This window comes from Pseudoflavonifractor sp. An176 (assembly GCF_002160435.1).
Classification (GTDB): Bacteria; Bacillota; Clostridia; order Oscillospirales; family Oscillospiraceae; genus Enterenecus; species Enterenecus faecium.
On sequence record NZ_NFKO01000036.1, the window covers coordinates 1 to 18,138 of the forward strand.

Sequence of the window (18,138 nt, forward strand, 5' to 3'; positions counted from 1 at the left end):
GGGCAGGGGCGGCGGGGGCAGAGGAGAGGCCCCGCCCAGGTCCACCCCCTCCAGGGCAGCGGTGAGGGCGGCCACGGTTTGGGAGCCGTCGGCACAGGTGAAGATGAGCACCACGTGGCCGGAGTCCGCCATCTCGTAATAGATGCCCCGGTCCATGAGGGTCTTGGCCACCCCGTAGCCGTCCCGGCACTTGAGCACCAGCCGGGTGGGGTCCAGCTCCACACCCACCGGGCGCAGGGCGGGGAAGGTACACCGCAAGTGTTCCACAAGCTGCACGGTTTCTGTGTAAGTTCGCCGCCCGTCCCCCTCCAGGTAGTCCCGCACCACATCCAACGCCGCCATCATCACATAGTTGGGGGAGGAGGTGCCGTAGAGGGAGGCCGCCCACCGCAGCTGGTCGGCGGTGTACCCCTGGGCCAGGAGCAGGGCGGTCTGGCCGGGGGCGGGGAGGGTCTTGTGGGCGGACACCACCACCACGTCGGCATACCTGTACCCGGTATAGCCCAAAAAGGGCAGGTGGGCCCCATGGGCTCCGTCCACCATGAGCTTGGCCCCGTGGGCGTGGCAAATGGCGGCAATCGCGGGAATATCCGACAACATACCGTAATAAGTGGGCGATGTTATACACACCGTTTTGATATTTGGGTGGTTTTTTAGAGCTTGGTCCACGTCCTGGGGCTGGATGGGCCCGGTGACCCCCTCCTCGGCCAGCCAGGGGCGGGGGAGGTAGTGGGGGGTGAGGTCTAAGAGGGCCAGGGCATTGAACACGGAGCGGTGGGACCCCCGGTCCAGCAGCACCTCGCCACCCGTCCCGGCGGTGAGGGCCAGGGCGGCGTGGATGCCCTGGGTGGAGCCGCCAGTGAGGAAGAGGCAGGACTCCATGCCCACAGCCTCAGCCCACAGGGCCTGGGCCGCGGCAATGGGGTCGTCGGCCTCGGGGTCGAAGAGGTCCCCGGTGGCGGGGTGCTCGGTGACGTCCAGGTGGGCGGGCCAGAAGTCCAGACCCGGGGCGGGGTGGCCGTGGTGGCCGGGCATATCCAGGCGGGTGAGGGGGAGCTGGGACAGCTCCACCAGGCGGTCGTAGAGGGGGGTCATAGGGATCACATCCTTGGGAAAATGAATAATGAAAAATGAAGAATGAAGAATTGTGGTGTGCCGCATAGCGGCACGGATTTCATAAGAGAAGGTAGCCCCGGTAGACCGCCGTAGGGGCCGGGCTTGCCCGGCCCGTGGCCACCCTGGCCTTGCCCTGTGGGATTCGGGAGGGGCAAGCCCCTCTCCTACACCCAGCAACTCAAGAGATACGGCAATGTCTACGGCCTGCATGATTCATTCTTCATTACTCATTCTTCATTTCCCCGCTCCCTGGTGGGGAGCGGGGAAAACAATGGCCTGCCGTGGACTTCCACAGCAGGCCATCGCATGGTTAATGTTTCTGGGGGGTGTAAGCCACAACCGTGCGGCGGTTGGGCTCGGTGCCGGTGGAATAGGTGCTCACACCAGCCACATCCTGGAGGGCGGCGTGGATGACATGACGCTCGTAGGCGTTCATGGCCTCCAGGGTGATGTTGCGGCGGTACTTGACCACCTTGGCCGCGGTCTTGTGGGCCAGCCGCTGGAGGGCCTCCTCCCGGCGGGCACGATACCCTTCCGCATCCACGTGGATGCGCACCCGGTGGCTGCGGCCCCGGTTGACCACGTAGCCGGTGAGCTGCTGGATGGCGTCCAGGGTCTCGCCCCGGTGGCCAATGAGGGCGCCCATGTTCTCCCCCTCCAGCACCACCTGGTAGGTGTCCCCGTCCCGGGTCACCCGGGACGTGGCCTCCACACCCATCTGGGCGAACAGGCCGGACTGGAAGCGGATGATGCCCTGAGCCACCTCATCGTCCACAACTTCCACCACAGGTGTGGAAGTCTGGGCGGGCTGCTCCTCCACGCTCTGGGTTGCCACCACGGGCACCACCTTCTCCTCCACCACAGGGGCGGCGGGGGCAGGGGCGGGCTGCTCTTCCACCACGGGGGCCTCATCGGGGGCCTCGTAGGTGAGCCTTACCTTGGCGGGCACAGAACCGATGCCCAAAAAGCCGGTCTTGCCTCGCTCCAAAATCTCCAGAGACACATCGTCCCGGTCCAGACCCAGCTGGGCCAGACCCTTGGCAATGGCCTCGTCCTCATTCTTGCCGGTTACTTCAATAAACTTCAGCACGATGGTGCACTCCTTCCTTAGCCCTTGGGGTCTTGCTCTTCGCTCTCGGGGGCGTAGGCCTCCTCATACTCCCCATCCTGGTCCAGGTCCTGGTCGGCCTCCACGGCCTCGGGCACCACGGGGGGAATCACCGGGGTGGTGGTGTCCTTCTTCTCCACCACAGGCTCGGTCTCCTCCGGCTCCACATCCTCTTCCACCGTGTGGCGGACGGGGTTGGGGTCCACATAAGGGGTGATGGGGTAGCGGTTGGGGTCGTAGGCACGGCCACGGGCATAGGTACGCATACCCTCCCGGCTGGCGGTGACGTCCACGCCCTTGCTCTTCTTCTCCTTGACCTTCTTGCCCTTGTTGGCAGCCAGAGCCTCCGCCTTGCGCTGGGCGGCCTGGCGGCGGCGCTCCTTCTCTTCCTCCTTGGCACGGGCAGCCTGCTGGGCGATCTGGCGCTGGGCGGCCTCATAGTCCTTCTTCAGGATCTTGCCGCAGATGACTTCCTGCACCATCATGAACAGGGAGTTGGCAATCCAGTACACACACAAGCCGGCGGGCATGGCAAAGCCGATCCACAGAGAGATCAGGGGGCTCATGATCATCATGGAGTTCATGCCGGCGGGCTTCTGGTCTGCGTTCATCTGGTTGGTGCGCTGGGACACGATCATGGACAGCAGGGACAGGCAGGCGGAGATGACGGGCAGCAGGAACAGGCCCACAGAGTTGGGGGTGATGCCGCCGTCCCAGAACTTCCAGTTGGGGATCTGGGACAGATCCAGGCCCAGGAAGTTAAAGTTGATGACAAACATGCCGCCTGCGGACAGGCCGGCGGCGGTGACGGCCTCCTTGGCGGTGGCCAGGTTGCCGCTGTTCATGGTGGCGGCCAGGGTCAGCTCACCGTAGCCGGAGCCGGCCACAAAGCCCTGCAATCCCAGAGCGTTGGCCACGGCGGTGGTGCCTGCATCGCTCAGACCCATCAAATACTTGAGGGGTCGGCGGATGATGGCATACAGAGGCATCAGGATGGCCAGAGGGATGAGGGACCAACCGCAGCCGCCCATGGGGCTGACGTTGTTGTCCGCATAGAGCTTGTTGACCTCCTGACTATAACGCTCCCGGTCATTGCCGCAGCGCTGCTGGATCTCTTTGACCTGGCTGTTGAGCAGATTCATCTTGATCATGCTCTTCTTGCCCTTCAAAGACAGGGGGAAGAGGATGACCTTCACCACCAGGGTAAAGAAGATCAGCGCCACGCCGTAGTTGTCGAAGACCCGACAGAAGGTCTCCAGCAACCAGCTAAAGGGCGTCATGAGGATTTGCCAGATATCCATGTGTTACCTCCTGGATAATCGAGTTTTTTTCGGTGGTACGGGGTCGTAGATGAAGCCTTTTTCCTTGTGAAATGGATGGCAGCGCAGCACCCGCCACGCCGCCAACAGCCCACCCTTGAGCGCCCCGTGGACCTCAATGGCCTGAAGGGCATAGGTGGAGCAGGTGGGAATAAAGCGGCAGCTGGGAGGCCGGGTGGGGGAGATGTTCTTGCGGTAATACCGCACCAGAAACAGCAAAATCTGTTTCATGCTCTCACTTCTCCACCAGATTCAGCTTGCGGCACAGCCGCACAAAGGACTCCTCCAGCTGTCGGTAATACGAGGAACCGGCCCGCACCCGGGCCACCACCACCAGGTCCACCCCCCGCACCAGCTGGTGCTCGTGGAGGCGGTAGATCTCCCGCAGGCGGCGGCGCAGCCGATTGCGCACCACAGCATGTCCCACCTTGGTGGACACGGTGAGGCCCAGCCGATTGCCGGGCCGTCCGTTGCGCCGCACGTAGATGGCCAAACGGCTGTCTGCGGCGGTGCTGCCCTTGCGGTAGAGACGGCGGAAGATGTGGTTTTCCTTTAACGATACCGTGTATTTCACAAAAAAACTCCCTTCATCAGGGTGGGAACATCGGAATGATGAAAAAACAGGTAGTTCCTGTGGAGACATTTCCATCCATCCCCAAGAGACACTTGCGAGAAATTTTTCGTCACCAAAGAGGCGCGGCTTTGCAGAAATACTTTGTGTATTTCAAAAAGTCGCAACGAATTTGGGGCGGAAAAGAGCCGCAAGGGGCCGCAGGGGCATGGATGGGAAGGTCTCCACGTATACGAACGTAGGGGCGAGGGATTACTCCCGCGCCCCTGCTTTATTCACATATATCCGATGTTGCCGCTGTTGCCACCATCAGTGGGTGAGACGGACGCGGCCCTTGGCACGACGGCGAGCCAGAACCTTGCGGCCGTTGGCAGTGGCCATGCGCTTACGGAAACCATGGACCTTGGAGCGATGACGCTTCTTGGGCTGATAGGTACGAACCATGCGGAAACACCTCCTGTACAGATTGGCAAAGCACAAAACCCCTGGGGGCTGTGCTGCCCTCCACAACATCCCGTGCGGGATGCGGTCGGTAAAATCAATGCGCTCAATAGCGCACACGAAATTATACCCAAATCTCCCCCTTCTGTCAAGAAAAATTCCAATCTTTTTTCGCAAGAATTGGGTAACACAAGATGTTGTGTTGGTATTTTTTCCTTTTAACAACACCATCCGTTTTTCCGCAATTTGTGGAGAAAGTGTGGAAATTTTTCTGCTACAATATAAATATAGAATTGCCCTTTGGCGTTTTTTTTGATATAATGCTTGTTACCAATCCACAATGCTCATGCTCTCCTGCTTCCCCGGTGATGCCCACCGGGGCTTTGGCGCTTGCCTCCAAAGTCCCGGCCCACGACCAGGGGAACGGTTTTTTGCGCCTTTGGGGCAATCTGTGTATGAGATGTGTGCCGCTACACCCACCGGAAGCTCTGGTTTCCCATTTAGCGGCCTGTTTTTCCGAACCCTAGGGCGCATCTGAAAACCAAGAAATCGCCGAATTTTCCACAAGCAACAGACAGATACCAGGCAAAAAGCGCAGGAATCCTGGGTGGATTCCGAGCATTTTTAACGCAGTAGCTGGCGTTGATGGTTGGAAAAGTCAATGATTTCGACTTTTCAGAAAGCCCCTAGGCGGAAGGCTGAAATACTCTCTTGTTTTGTTTGAGGAGGCTCATGCCATGAAGTCAGCTGCTGACGTATGGGAAAAAGTAAAGACTTTGATGGAGAAGGACATGACCGCCGTGTCCATCGAAACCTGGTTTGGCGACGTGGAGGCGGTGGCTCTGGATGAGAGCGGCCTCATTCTCTGCGTCCCCACCGAATTCAAGCGCAACATCATCCGCACCCGGTTTTTGACCGCGGTGGAAAACGGACTGCGGGAGCTGTTCTCCTTTGACGTGGCGGTGACCCTGATGCTCCCCGAGGAGCGGGACCAGTACCGCAAGGCCGGCCCCACCCAGCCCGGGGACCCCGCCTTCCAGGAGTACACCTTCGACCGATTTGTGGTGGGCTCCACCAACAAATTCGCCTTCACCGCCGCCGTGAAGGTGGCCAACGAGCCGGGCGGGGCCTACAACCCCCTGTTCATCTACGGCCAGTCCGGCCTGGGCAAGACCCACTTGCTCCACGCCATCGCCAACCGGGTGCGGGAAAATCACCCCAACTACCGGATCATGTACATCAAAAGCGAGGACTTCGTCAACGAACTCATCTCGAATTTGCGCCACGGCAACGACATGCAGGGCTTCCGGGACAAGTATCGGACGGTGGACCTGTTTTTGATGGACGACGTGCAGTTCATCGCCGGCAAGGACTCCAGCGAGGAGGAGCTGTTCCACACCTTTAATACCCTGTATGAGCAGAAAAAACAGATCGTCTTCACCTCCGACCGCCCGCCCCAGGAGATGCTGCGGCTGGAGCAGCGGCTGAAGACCCGATTCGAGCAGGGCCTCCCCGCGGACATTCAGCCCCCGGACTACGAGACCCGTATGGCCATTCTGAAAAACAAGTCTCTGGAGCGGGGCATTGTGCTCCCCGACCCGGTGCTGTCCTACGTGGCGGAAAACATCACCTCCAACGTGCGGCAAATTGAGGGCGTGGTCAACAAGATCATGGCCTTCCAGGAGCTGATGGGGGCCCAGGTGGATGTGGAGAACACCATCCGGGCGGTACGGGACATTCTCCGGGCCAAAGAGGACTTCCTGCCCTCGGCGGAGACCATCATCCAGGAGGTGGCCCGGTTCTACGAGCTGGACAGCGACGCCCTGCGGGGCCAGAGCCAGAACAAGGAGATCACCACCGCCCGTAACGTGGCCATGTATATTATTCGTGAGATGACCCAGCTGTCTCTGGCGGAAATCGGCCAGCAGTTCGGCGGCCGTCACCACTCCACCGTCCTCAACTCCATCAACCGGGTGGAGAAGATGATGAAGGAGCAGCCCGAGCTCACCGAGATCATCCGGGACATCACCAACGCCGTCAATTCGGCCTGGTAAATCGGAAAAAAAGCCCTCGGCAGAGTGTTTCCGCCCGCAGGCGGGAAAATAAATTGAAATCTCGTAGTTTCCCAGGACATGTGCATGGGAAAATACACCTCTCAGACCGCAAGCGTGCGAGCGTAGGCGAGTGCGACGGAAGCGGGCTGCAACCCCCTCCATGACATGCGTGCATGGCATGGAATTCAGCTTCCACAACTTCAACCGAGTTTTCCACAATCTTGCGGACTGTGGTGTGGAAGGCTGTGGAGGTCCCCTGTGACCCATGGTTCCCTATGGAGGCTGTGGAAGCTGTGTGGAAGTTTTCAAAACCCGGAAACCCTTGGGGCCGTAAGCGTTGTGGAAATCTCCACAGCTTCCGCACCCCCTACTGCCTACTACGATTTTTTTAAACCTTTCCTCTCTTTTTGGCGGGGAAACGAGAAAGGATGCACACCATGAAATTTTCCTGTGAAAAAGCCATTTTACAGTCAGCAGTATTGATCGCAGGGCGAGTGGTCGCCACCAAAAGCACCATTTCTGCTCTGGAAGGCATCTTAGTGGAGGCCTCCACCGAAGGTCTGCGCCTGTCTGGATACAATTTGGAAACCGGCATCATCACCCGGGTAGACGCCCAGGTCACCCAGCCCGGTTCTCTGATTTTGTCGGCAAGACTGTTTGGTGAGATCATCCGAAAGCTGCCCGACGACATGATCACCGTGTCCACCGAGGGAAATTCCGTCCACATTGCCTGTGGACCCACCTCGTTTGACATCATGGGCAGCCCCGCCGACGAATTTCCCGAGCTGCCCGCCGTGGACGACGGCAGTTCCGTCACCCTGACCCAGTCCGCCCTCCGGTCCATGCTCTCCCAGGTGCTCTTTGCCGTGAGCACCAACGAGTCCCGGCCCGTCCACACCGGCGCCCTCTTCGAGGTGGAGGACACCACCCTGACCCTGGTGGCGGTGGACGGCTACCGCCTGGCCCTGAGAAGAGAAACTTTTATCCGTAAATTTGGCATGAATACCTTCTCTTTTGTGGTTCCTGGTAACGCTTTGACCGAAGTGGAGCGCATCTGCGCCGACTGCGACGACGAGGTGATTGTCACTCTGGGTGACCGCCACGTCACCTTCCAGGTGGGTCAGACCCTGCTGGTGTCCCGCCGTCTGGAGGGCGAATTCCTCAATTATCGCCAGACCATCCCCCAAAATAACCCCATTTCCCTGTATGTGGACACCTCTATGCTGCAATTGTCCATTGACCGCGCCTCTCTTATTATCAATGATAAGCTGAAGAGCCCCCTGCGGTGCAAATTTGAGGACGGCTCTCTGGCCATTTCTTCCAGAACCGCCATCGGCTCCGCCTTTGACCGCTGCCCCATCGCCGGAGACGGCCAGGGGCTGGAGATCGGCTTCAACAACCGGTATTTAATGGAAGCGGTGAAGGCCGCCCCCGCTCAGGAGGTGCGCATGGAGCTGGGTACCCCCACCTCCCCCTGCCTGCTGCTGCCCAAGGATGGGGAGCCTGATAACTTCCTGTATATGATTCTGCCGGTGCGGCTGAAAGCGGGGGAATAAATATACACCATGGGTGTATATTTAATGAATAGTGAAGAATGAAAAATGAAGAATGCAGGCCCTAAACCTTGCAGCGTTTCTTGCAATGCGGTGGGTAGGGGAGGGGCTTGCCCCTCCCAAATCTCCCAGGGCAAGCCCGGCCCCTACCCCCGGTTGAGATAGCTGCATTCGAACATGAAATCTGTGCCGCCTTGCGGCACACCACAATTATTCATTATTCGTTATTCATGATTCATTTTCTGCGGTCCATTTGGCGTTTTTAAGGAGAAGCTATATGAAAAAGGATAATATTACGATTACCACGGAGTTCATCAAGCTGGACTCTCTTTTGAAGTTTGCCAACGCCGTGGCCACCGGCGGTGAGGCCAAGCAGATCGTCCAGGACGGTCTGGTGAAGGTCAACGGCGAGACCTGCACCATGCGGGGCAAGAAAATCCGCCCCGGCGACGTGGTGGAGGTGGACGGGCAGTTGGAGCTGACGGTGGAATGACCGTCCAGCGGCTCACCTTAGAGCACTTCCGCAACTACACCCACCTGGAGGCGGACTTCCACCCAGGGGTCAACGTCATCGTGGGGGAGAACGCCCAGGGCAAGACCAATCTGTTGGAGGCCATCGGCTATCTCTCCTCGGGCGGGTCTCACCGGGCGAGAAATCACCGGGAGCTGGTGCAGTTTGGCTGTGACCGGGCCCGGGTGACGGGGAAGCTGTGGAACGGCCAGCGGGAGCTGGTGCTGGACGCCCAGCTGCCTGTGGGGGCCCGGCGGAAGTTTACCTGCAACGGGGTGGGGCTCAAGACCCTGGGGGAGCTGTCGGGGCTGCTGCCCTCGGTGCTCTTCTGCCCGGAGGACCTGCACCTCATCCGGGAGGGGGCCGGGGTGCGGCGTCGGTTTTTAAACGACTGCATCTGTCAGCTGCGCCCCCGGTACGCCATGGCCCTGTCCAACTATCGGCGGCTGTGGGAGCACAAGACCCGGATTTTGCGGGACTGCGGGGAGAAGCCCTCGCTGATGTACGCCCTGGACGCCTTTTCCCAGCAGATGGCGGAGTATGGGGCCATTTTGATTCACTACCGGGCCCATTTTGTCCGTCGGCTCCAGGAGACCGCCCCCGCCATCCACGCCGACTGTTCCGGGGGCGGGGAGGTGCTGGACCTTTCCTATCACACCGTGTCCACCGTCACCGACCCCTTAGCCGCCCCCAAAGTGATTTTGGAGCAGCTGCTGGACCACATGGAGCGCCACAAACAGGCGGAGATTCACAGCCGCAGCTGTCTGTCCGGGCCCCACAAGGACGACCTGGTGCTGGACATCAACGGCCAGTCTGCCAAGGGCTTTGCCTCCCAGGGGCAGACCCGCACCGCCGCCCTGGCCTTGAAGCTGGCGGCCCGGGACATCATGTTCCAGGACACCGGGCAATGGCCGGTGCTGTTGCTGGACGACGTGCTAAGCGAGCTGGACCGGCGGCGGCAGGAGTTTGTCCTCAACCGCATCCCCACGGGGCAGGTGTTTATCACCTGCTGCGAGGTGGAGAAGGAGGAGCTTTTGGAGCAGGGCAAGGTGTTTCACATCTGCCAAGGGGCATTACAGGAGGAGTAAGGGCTGTGTATCTGTATATGGGACAACAAGTCATGGTGCCCGAGGAGGATCTGGTGGGCATTTTCGACTTGGATAACACCACCTGGTCCCACCGCACCCGGGCCTTTCTGGACCGGGCCGAGGAGGAGGGACGGGTGATCTCTGTGGGGGAAGACCTGCCTCGCTCCTTCATCCTGTGTGAGACGGAGGAGGGGGAGGAAGTGGTGTTTCTCTCCCAATTGAGCGCTGCCACCCTGGCGAAACGGGCCAATATGGGCCCGTGGGCCGTGAAGGGCAGTGAATAGTGAATAGTGAATAGTGAATAGTGAATAAGTAAGGTGTGCCGCTGAAGCGGCACGGATTTTGAATAAAGTCCTGGGCGGAGGATCTGCGTAGGGGAGGGGCTTGCCCCTCCCGCAGGAAACAGGGCCATGCCAGGGACACTTTGGGCGGGGCAAGCCCCGCCCCTACAACGGAAGTTTACCTTTGAACCAACGTTTTTCGGGAGGAACTAGCAATGTCAGAACATATGGAACACAGCCCCACCGCCGTGGAGCACGAATACGGCGCGTCCGAGATTCAGGTCCTGGAGGGGCTGGAGGCGGTCCGCAAGCGGCCGGGCATGTACATCGGCTCCACCTCGTCCTCCGGTCTCCACCACCTGGTGTATGAGATCGTGGACAACGCCATCGACGAGGCTCTGGCCGGGTACTGCGACACCATCACCGTGGAGATTCTGGACGGCGACGTCATCCGGGTCACCGACAACGGCCGCGGCATCCCCGTGGACATCCAGCCCCAGACCGGACGGCCCGCCCTGGAGGTGGTGTACACCGTCCTCCACGCCGGCGGCAAGTTCGGCGGCGGCGGCTACAAGGTCTCCGGCGGCCTCCACGGCGTGGGCGCCAGCGTGGTAAACGCCCTGTCCCAGTGGCTGGAGGTGCGGGTGCACAAAAACGGGAACATCTACGAGATGAAGTTCTCCCGGGGCAACATCACCCAGGAAATGACCATCATCGGCACCACCGACCACACCGGCACCGAGGTGGTGTTTAAGCCCGACCCGGAGATGTTCGAGGACACCGTGTACGACTACGAGATCCTCCACAAGCGCATGCGGGAGCAGGCCTTCTTGAATGCCGGTATCCACATCCTCATGGCCGACCGCAGAAGCGGCCAGGAGCAGGAAGAGGCCATGTGCTACCAGGGGGGCATCCGGGAGTTTGTCACCTACATCAACAAGAACAAGACCGCCCTGCATGAAGAGGTCATCTACATGTCGGGCACCAAGGACGACTCCATGGCGGAGATCGCCCTGCAATACAACGACAGCTACAACGAGATCATCGTCTCCTTTGCCAACAACGTGCACACCCCCGAGGGCGGCATGCACGAGGAGGGCTTTAAGCGGGCCCTCACCAACGTGCTCAACGCCTATGGCAAGAAGGCGGGCCTTCTCAAGGGAGACGACAAGGTCTCCGGCGAGGACTGCCGGGAGGGCCTGACTTGCGTCATTTCCGTCAAGCTCACCGAGGCTCAGTTCGAGGGCCAGACCAAGGCCAAGCTGGGCAACAGCGAAATCCGCACCCTGGTCAACGCCGTGGTGTCCGACAAGCTGGAGCAGTTTTTGGAGGAGAACCCCGCGGTGGGCCGCACCATCCTGGAAAAGGCCATGATGGCCAACCGGGCCCGGGAGGCCGCCCGCCGTGCTCGTGAGAATATCCGCCGCAAGAACGCCCTGGAGGGGGCCACCCTCCCCGGCAAGCTGGCCGACTGCTACGAGCGGGACCCCGCTTTGACCGAAATCTACATCGTGGAGGGTGACTCCGCTGGCGGCTCTGCCAAGCAGGGCCGAGATTCCCGCTTCCAGGCCATTCTCCCCCTGTGGGGCAAGATGCTCAACGTGGAGAAGGCCCGGGCGGACAAGGTGTACGGCAACGACAAGCTCACCCCTGTCATCACCGCCCTGGGCGCCGGATTGGGGGACGAGTTTGACGAGGAGAAGCTGCGCTATCACAAGGTGGTCATCATGGCCGATGCCGACGTGGACGGCGCCCACATCCGTACCCTGCTTCTGACCTTCTTCTTCCGCTTCATGCGCCCCCTCATTGACCGGGGCTATGTGTACGCCGCCGTGCCCCCCCTGTACAAGCTCACCCGGGGCAAGGTGACCCGGGTGGCCTTCACCGATCAGGAGCGGGACAAGATCTCTGCCGAGATGCGTGGGGACAACCCCAACGCCAAGGTGGACATCAGCCGCTTCAAGGGCTTGGGCGAGATGGACCCCCACGAGCTGTGGGAGACCACCATGAACCCGGAGACCCGTACCCTCAAGCGCATCACCCTGGAGGACGCCGTGCGGGCCGACGAGATCTTCACCCTGCTCATGGGCGAGAAAGTGGAGCCCCGTCGGGAATACATTGAGCGCAACGCCGACAAGGCCATGAACCTGGACTATTGAGGAGATTGCATCCATGGCACACAAAGAAGATTACCAGAGTCGGGACATTACCTTTCCCGACCAGAAAATTGTAGAGATCAATTTGGAACACGAGATGGAGAACGCGTACATCGAGTACGCCATGTCCGTCATCGTGGGCCGTGCCCTGCCCGACGTGCGGGACGGCCTGAAGCCGGTGCACCGCCGCATCCTCTACTCCATGTATGAGAGCGGCCTGACCAGCGACAAGCCCTTTAAGAAGTCCGCCACCTGCGTGGGCGACGTGCTGGGTAAATATCACCCCCACGGCGACGCCTCCGTGTACGACGCCATGGTGCGTCTGGCCCAGGACTTCTCCATGCGCTACCCCCTGGTGGACGGCCACGGCAACTTCGGCTCTGTGGACGGCGACCCCCCGGCCGCCTACCGTTACACCGAGGCCCGCATGTCCAAGATGTGCAACGAGATGCTCCGGGACATCGACAAGGACACCGTGGACTGGGACCCCAACTTTGACGAGTCCCTGAAAGAGCCCCGGGTGCTCCCCTCCCGGTTCCCCAACCTGCTGGTCAACGGCTCCTCCGGCATCGCCGTGGGCATGACCACCAACATCCCGCCCCACAACCTGCGGGAGGTCATTGACGCCACCATCTGCGTGCTGGACAACGAGAACGCCACCCTGGACGACCTGATGGAGCACATCAAGGGCCCCGACTTCCCCACCCGGGGCGTCATCATGGGCCGGGCGGGCATCCGGGCCGCCTACGCCACCGGTAAGGGCCACATCAAGGTGCGGGCCCGCACCGAGATGGAGGAGTTCGGCAACGGCCGCACCCGCATCATCGTCACCGAGCTGCCCTACCAGGTGAACAAGTCCCGTCTGGTGGAGAACATCGCCGACCAGGTGAAGGACAAGCGTCTGGAGGGCATCTCCGGGCTGCGGGACGAGTCCGACGGCAAGAAGGGCATGCGCATTGTCATTGAGCTGAAAAAGGACGCCAACCCCCAGGTCACCCTGAACCGGCTGTTTGCTCAGACCCAGATGCAGACCACCTTCGGCGTCATTCTGCTGGCTCTGGTGAACAACCAGAAGCAGCCCAAGATTCTCACCCTGCGCCAGATTCTGGACGAGTACATCGCCTTCCAGGAGGAAGTGCTCACCCGGCGCACCCAGTACGACCTGAAAAAGGCCCAGGAGCGGGCCCACCTGCTGCGTGGCCTGCTCATCGCCCAGGACAACATTGACGAGGTCATCCGCATCATCCGCTCCAGCTACGACGACGCCAAGGAGAAGCTGATGGAGCGCTTCGGGCTGGACGACGTCCAGGCCCAGGCCATTCTGGACATGCGCCTGAAGGCGTTGCAGGGACTGGACCGGGAGAAGCTGCAGGCGGAGTTCGACGAGCTCCAGGCCCGCATTGCCTACTACAACCAGCTGCTCTCTGACGAGACCATGCTGCGGGGCGTGCTGAAAGAGGAGCTCATCCAGATCCGGGACAAGTACGGCGACGAGCGCCGCACCGAGATCGGCTTTGCCGAGGACGATTTGGACATTGAGGACCTCATTGTGGAGGAGCAGTGCGTGTTCACCATGACCGCCAACGGCTACATCAAGCGCACCTCTGCCAGCGAGTACGCCGCCCAGGGCAAGGGCGGCATGGGCAAGAAGGGCATGGCCACCCGGGAGGAGGACTACGTGAACACCGTGTTCACCGCCTCCACCCACGACTGGATTCTCTTCTTCACCGACAAGGGCCGGGTGTTCCGCAAGAAGGGCTATCAGATTGCCGAGGCGGGCCGCACCGCCCGGGGCACCAACATTGTCAACGTCCTCCAGGTGGACGGGGACGAGCGGGTCACCGAGATGATTCACACCCGGGACCTCACCGCCCAGGACCGCTACCTGGTGATGATGACCCGCAACGGCACCGTCAAGCGCATTGCCATGGACGCCCTCAGAAACCTGCGCAACAACGGCCTCCGGGTCATCACCCTGGAGGAAGGGGACGAGCTCATCACCGTGCGGGAGACCGACGGCACGAGAAACATCCTCATCGCCACCCACGACGGACAGGCCATCTGCTTTGCCGAGACCGATGTCCGGGTCATGGGCCGCACCGCCGTGGGCGTGCGTGGCATCCGCCTGAAGGAAGGGGACTATGTGGTGGGCGCTGCCCGGGCCACCCCCGGCAAGGCGGTTCTCTCCATCACCCAGAACGGCTACGGCAAGCGCACCGCCGTGGAGGAGTACCGCATCACCAACCGTGGCGGTCTGGGTATCCGCAACTACATGGTGACGGATAAGACCGGCCCCGTGGTGGGCATCAAGGTGGTGGACGGCAGCGAGGACATCATCGTGGTCACCCAGTCCGGCACCCTCATCCGCACCGACGTGGACGGCATCCGTCTGGCGGGCCGCTCCACCCAGGGCGTCATCGTCATGCGCTTCAAGGAGGAGGGAGACCAGGTCATCGCCCTGGCCCTGGCCGACAAGGCCCCCGAGGAGGCCGCTGACACCGACACTTCAACAGATGTGGAAAACTCTGTGGAAGTTGTGGAAGGTCAGGAATAACCAAATTGCGACAAAGAGAAAAAGCGCACAGTTTGTGCGCTTTTTCTTGTAAATGGAGAATATTTTTATGAAAATGGTCACTTTATATACGGATGGCGCTTGCTCTGGAAATCCCGGGCCCGGCGGCTGGGGGTGCATCCTCCTATATGGGCCCCACAAAAAGGAGCTCAGCGGCGGGGAGCGCAGCACCACCAACAACCGCATGGAGCTCACCGGGGTCATCCGGGGGCTCCAGGCCCTCACCGAGCCCTGCATTGTGGAGCTGTACTCCGACTCCAAGTATGTCATTGACGCCCTGCAAAAGGGGTGGGCCCGGGGCTGGAAGGCCCGGGGCTGGGTGAAGGCGGACAAGAAGCCCGCCCTCAACTCCGATTTATGGGAGGTATTGCTGGATTTGTGCGACCAGCACACCGTCAATCTCCACTGGGTGAAGGGCCACGCCTCCAACCCCTACAACAACCGCTGTGACGAGCTGGCGGTGGGGGAGTGGAAGCGGCTGAAGGGGGAGTAAGCCATGAACATCTTGGTAACCGGCTTTGAGCCCTTCGGGGGCGAGTCCACCAACCCCTCTATGGAGCTTGTAAAGGCTCTGGACGCTCAAATCGGCGCTGCCCATATCCATACCGCCATTTTACCTGTGACGGCCTCAGGAGGCTTACAGGCGGCTTTACGGGCTATCGAGAAAATTGGGCCTGACGCGGTGGTGTGCGTGGGTCAGGCGGGGGGCCGCTGCGCCGTCACCGTGGAGCGGGTCGCGGTGAATGTGGACGACTTCTCCATCCCGGACAACGAGGGGCAGCAGCCCCGGAACCTGCCCATTGTGGAGGGGGGACCGGACGCCTATCTGTCCACCCTGCCCATCCATGAGATGGTGGAGGCCATGCGGGGAGCGGGTGTGCCGGCCGCGGTGTCCAACAGCGCCGGGACCTATGTGTGCAACCATGTGATGTATGGGGTGGCCCACTACCTGGCCCAACACAGGCCCACAGCCAGGAGCGGCTTTATCCACATCCCGTATCTGCCCCAGCAGGTGCTGGACAAGCCGGATAAGCCCAGCTTGGGGCTGGAGCTGGCCCTGCGGGGGCTGACGGCGGGGCTTTGTGTGCTGGCAGCATCCAAATAAGCAAAACAAGGCCCGGAGCGTATGCTCCGGGCCTTTGAACATGTGTTATAGGAGGGAGAGAATCAGTGAGACCCCAAAACAAAGTACCGGGGCCAACCAATACCAACCAGACAAGGATTTGTGATGGAGAGGGGGGACCAGGACGCGGATGAGCCCGGCCAAGGTAAAGATACCGCCGATGATACACAGGTTATACATCAGCAATTCCGCCATGGACCATGTTGCAGAGTGGGCGGCGGTGAGATTGAGATTGACCAGACTAAAAATACCAATAAAAATGGTCATTAGGGTGACTACATTGCCGTATACGGACTTCTCCATGTTTTTTAAATCTGCCAGCCGATCTTCCACCTGCTTCATCTGAGAGACATACTGTGGGGCGTATTGTCCCATTCCAGTATAGTCGAATTCCCCTTGATAGGTACCGTTATAGGGCTTGTCCGGTTGGGCATGGAGCAACTCAAAAAAGATACTGGCAATCCCTTCCCCGGAATACAGCGTGATTTCTGAAGTGGAGATATTTGTGATGCGAAAAAATACACGGGTTTTGTGGCCGGGTTGGTATACGGGAGCTTCCAGAGACAGGCCCTGACGAATCCGGCTGTTTCGCAGACTGACATGGGCGCAGAGGTCAGTGGGAAGCTGTAAGGTTTCTTTGGAACGCACGAACACAGATTCTCCAGGTAAAAGCTTATAGAAATCTGCTTGGTCATTAGGTTGACGACTAAAACCATCACAAATCAAGTCATACCCAATGTTGAATATGTTGTTTTCCTGTATGTCTTGCAGCAAGCCATCATTTTTGATCCGTTCTTTCAATTCGTGATCTACAAGCAACAAGAAAAACACCCCCTTGATTGGATCAAGTAACTGGAATATCACATTTCATTTTATCACACATAGTCCCCTGTGAAAAGAAGAAAATGAAAAAATGTGGAGTACAAATTGGAGTATTTTCTATGAAACATGTTTGCATGTTTGAAAACAGAGGGCCGGAGCGTACGCTCCGGGCCTTTGGTGTGTCAGAACTCTCTTTTCTCATCATATCATAAACGGAGACACCGGGCCAGACTTTTTTTCTCCCATCTTCCAGAGTAGAATGGTGATACAAGACCATATAAAAGAACGAGGAGGCGAGCCTATGAAGGGAAACAAGAGAGGATATCAGGTGGTCATTGCCATTCTGGCCGTGGTGGCGGTGGCGCTGGCGGCGGGCAATGTGTATTTCCTCACCCGTCCAGATGAGCCGCCGGACTACCAGGTGGTCATTGGGGTGCCCAAGGGTGGCGATGCGGTGGATTTCACACAGTCCGAGATTTTGGACCACGACGAAACTCGGACCGTAATCTTCGGACTCATCGGTGCCCAGCATGTGGCGGAGTCGGATTTGCCCACGGAAGACCCGGACGCAGTGATGCATATTTCTGTGCCTGAGGATGGCATCATCTACTATCACTCCAGCATTTGGCTGGAGGAGGATGGTGTGTGGCTGCGTTCAGGAGATCGCTTATTCCAGTATCTTCCCAACGACTATGGTGGGGAGGAGATGGCCCAGATTGTCCAGAAACAGCTGGACCTGGGAGCGAAATCCTTTATTGAGTAATGAAAACAAGGCCCGGAGCATGTGCTCCGGGCTTTGTTCATGGTAAAAAGAAAGGCTTTGCTCTTCGACCATTTCTCAGGCGCAAACCAGCGCCCCCGCCGGGGACGCTCCGCTGGGCCCGATTTCTCCCCGATGAGAAATCGGGGAAAGAATCGCCAAAGGCGGGGCCTTCCCCCGCCTTGTGGAATCCACCCCGCGGTACTGGGTTTCCCTGCGTTCTCCTTGTTTCGGCCCATAGCCTGGTGAGGTCACATAGATAGCTCGCCGTTCTATGGTTTGGATTTACTTCTCTGTTCCTGCGTCCTTCTACCGCCAGGGCCTTACCCTGGTGAGCCGCTGTTTCCAGCTAACGGGGGCCTGGTTCCCGGCGGCGGAAACGCCGCACACCGGGGTGAGGCCCTGGAAACAGGGGCACCGTCTCACAGAGAAGAAAATGCGTTCCATAGACTTGCCAGGCCATCTATGTGACCCCACCAGGGCCAGGGCCGGCCATAGGATTGACGCAGTTCCAGCCTCGTACCCCAGGGGGGTCCTTAGGGGGGAACGCCCTGAGCGGGTTTTGGTTTCTTTTGCCCGCTCAAAAGAAACCCCCAGCGGGAAGCGTCCCCACCAGGCTGGCAAGCCGGAACCTGGGCGGTTAGACGATCAATCCCTCCGACT

Annotated in this window: 17 protein-coding genes; 10 read left to right on the top strand and 7 right to left on the bottom strand. The window is 59.8% G+C overall.

The features are described from left to right. The 6 genes from B5F12_RS10455 to rpmH all read right to left on the bottom strand — a co-directional run. On the bottom strand, nucleotides 1-1,095 hold a 1,095-nt coding region (locus tag B5F12_RS10455), incomplete at its 3' end, for an aminotransferase class V-fold PLP-dependent enzyme (protein ID WP_087234135.1). Between the two features lie 331 nt (nucleotides 1,096-1,426). After that, nucleotides 1,427-2,206 carry an RNA-binding cell elongation regulator Jag/EloR gene (jag, locus tag B5F12_RS10460; RefSeq protein ID WP_087234137.1) on the bottom strand — a complete coding sequence of 260 codons (780 nt, stop codon included), beginning with the start codon at nucleotides 2,204-2,206 and terminating at the stop codon, nucleotides 1,427-1,429. A 17-nt stretch (nucleotides 2,207-2,223) separates the two neighbouring features. Continuing rightward, a complete protein-coding gene (locus B5F12_RS10465; protein ID WP_087234139.1) occupies nucleotides 2,224-3,525 on the bottom strand; it encodes a YidC/Oxa1 family membrane protein insertase in 1,302 nt (433 codons plus the stop codon). 3 nt (nucleotides 3,526-3,528) lie between these two features. Next, a complete protein-coding gene (gene yidD, locus B5F12_RS10470; RefSeq protein ID WP_087234141.1) occupies nucleotides 3,529-3,774 on the bottom strand; it encodes a membrane protein insertion efficiency factor YidD in 246 nt (81 codons plus the stop codon). Between the two features lie 4 nt (nucleotides 3,775-3,778). Further along, nucleotides 3,779-4,117 (bottom strand): ribonuclease P protein component, encoded by a 339-nt coding sequence (rnpA, locus tag B5F12_RS10475; RefSeq protein ID WP_087234143.1) that lies wholly within the window; start codon nucleotides 4,115-4,117, stop codon nucleotides 3,779-3,781. Nucleotides 4,118-4,423: 306 nt separating this feature from the next. Beyond that, the gene (gene rpmH / locus B5F12_RS10480; protein WP_087234145.1) at nucleotides 4,424-4,558 is read right to left on the bottom strand and encodes a 50S ribosomal protein L34; all 135 of its coding nucleotides are present in this window, start codon (nucleotides 4,556-4,558) and stop codon (nucleotides 4,424-4,426) included. A gap of 734 nt (nucleotides 4,559-5,292) precedes the next feature. Here rpmH and dnaA point away from each other — a divergent pair. The 9 genes from dnaA (at nucleotide 5,293) to pcp (ending at nucleotide 15,875) form a co-directional block, all read left to right on the top strand. Further along, on the top strand, nucleotides 5,293-6,609 hold the full coding sequence (dnaA, locus tag B5F12_RS10485; protein WP_087234147.1) for a chromosomal replication initiator protein DnaA: 1,317 nt from the start codon (nucleotides 5,293-5,295) through the stop codon (nucleotides 6,607-6,609). 437 nt (nucleotides 6,610-7,046) lie between these two features. Next, nucleotides 7,047-8,165 (top strand): DNA polymerase III subunit beta, encoded by a 1,119-nt coding sequence (gene dnaN / locus B5F12_RS10490; RefSeq protein WP_087234167.1) that lies wholly within the window; start codon nucleotides 7,047-7,049, stop codon nucleotides 8,163-8,165. A gap of 274 nt (nucleotides 8,166-8,439) precedes the next feature. Further along, nucleotides 8,440-8,655, top strand: coding sequence for an RNA-binding S4 domain-containing protein (locus B5F12_RS10495; RefSeq protein WP_087234149.1), 216 nt, complete (start codon nucleotides 8,440-8,442; stop codon nucleotides 8,653-8,655). After that, on the top strand, nucleotides 8,652-9,761 hold the full coding sequence (gene recF / locus B5F12_RS10500; RefSeq protein WP_087234152.1) for a DNA replication/repair protein RecF: 1,110 nt from the start codon (nucleotides 8,652-8,654) through the stop codon (nucleotides 9,759-9,761). The genes B5F12_RS10495 and recF overlap by 4 nt, the downstream gene beginning before the upstream one ends. A gap of 5 nt (nucleotides 9,762-9,766) precedes the next feature. Continuing rightward, nucleotides 9,767-10,045, top strand: coding sequence for an extracellular matrix/biofilm biosynthesis regulator RemA family protein (locus B5F12_RS10505; RefSeq protein WP_087234154.1), 279 nt, complete (start codon nucleotides 9,767-9,769; stop codon nucleotides 10,043-10,045). A gap of 212 nt (nucleotides 10,046-10,257) precedes the next feature. Then, on the top strand, nucleotides 10,258-12,201 hold the full coding sequence (gene gyrB, locus B5F12_RS10510) for a DNA topoisomerase (ATP-hydrolyzing) subunit B (RefSeq protein ID WP_087234156.1): 1,944 nt from the start codon (nucleotides 10,258-10,260) through the stop codon (nucleotides 12,199-12,201). Nucleotides 12,202-12,214: 13 nt separating this feature from the next. After that, a complete protein-coding gene (gene gyrA, locus B5F12_RS10515) occupies nucleotides 12,215-14,752 on the top strand; it encodes a DNA gyrase subunit A (protein ID WP_087234158.1) in 2,538 nt (845 codons plus the stop codon). A 67-nt stretch (nucleotides 14,753-14,819) separates the two neighbouring features. Further along, nucleotides 14,820-15,263, top strand: a complete 444-nt coding sequence (gene rnhA / locus B5F12_RS10520) for a ribonuclease HI (RefSeq protein ID WP_087234159.1) — start codon at nucleotides 14,820-14,822, stop codon at nucleotides 15,261-15,263. A 3-nt stretch (nucleotides 15,264-15,266) separates the two neighbouring features. After that, nucleotides 15,267-15,875, top strand: a complete 609-nt coding sequence (gene pcp, locus B5F12_RS10525) for a pyroglutamyl-peptidase I (protein ID WP_087234161.1) — start codon at nucleotides 15,267-15,269, stop codon at nucleotides 15,873-15,875. A 45-nt stretch (nucleotides 15,876-15,920) separates the two neighbouring features. On the opposite strand, the gene B5F12_RS10530 is transcribed toward pcp, so the two are convergent. Continuing rightward, complete coding sequence (locus B5F12_RS10530; RefSeq protein WP_087234163.1) at nucleotides 15,921-16,715, bottom strand: hypothetical protein; 795 nt, start codon at nucleotides 16,713-16,715, stop codon at nucleotides 15,921-15,923. Nucleotides 16,716-17,016: 301 nt separating this feature from the next. On the opposite strand from B5F12_RS10530, the gene B5F12_RS10535 reads away from it, so the two are divergent. After that, nucleotides 17,017-17,478, top strand: coding sequence for a hypothetical protein (locus B5F12_RS10535; RefSeq protein ID WP_087234165.1), 462 nt, complete (start codon nucleotides 17,017-17,019; stop codon nucleotides 17,476-17,478). The last annotated feature ends 660 nt before the right edge of the window (nucleotides 17,479-18,138 follow it).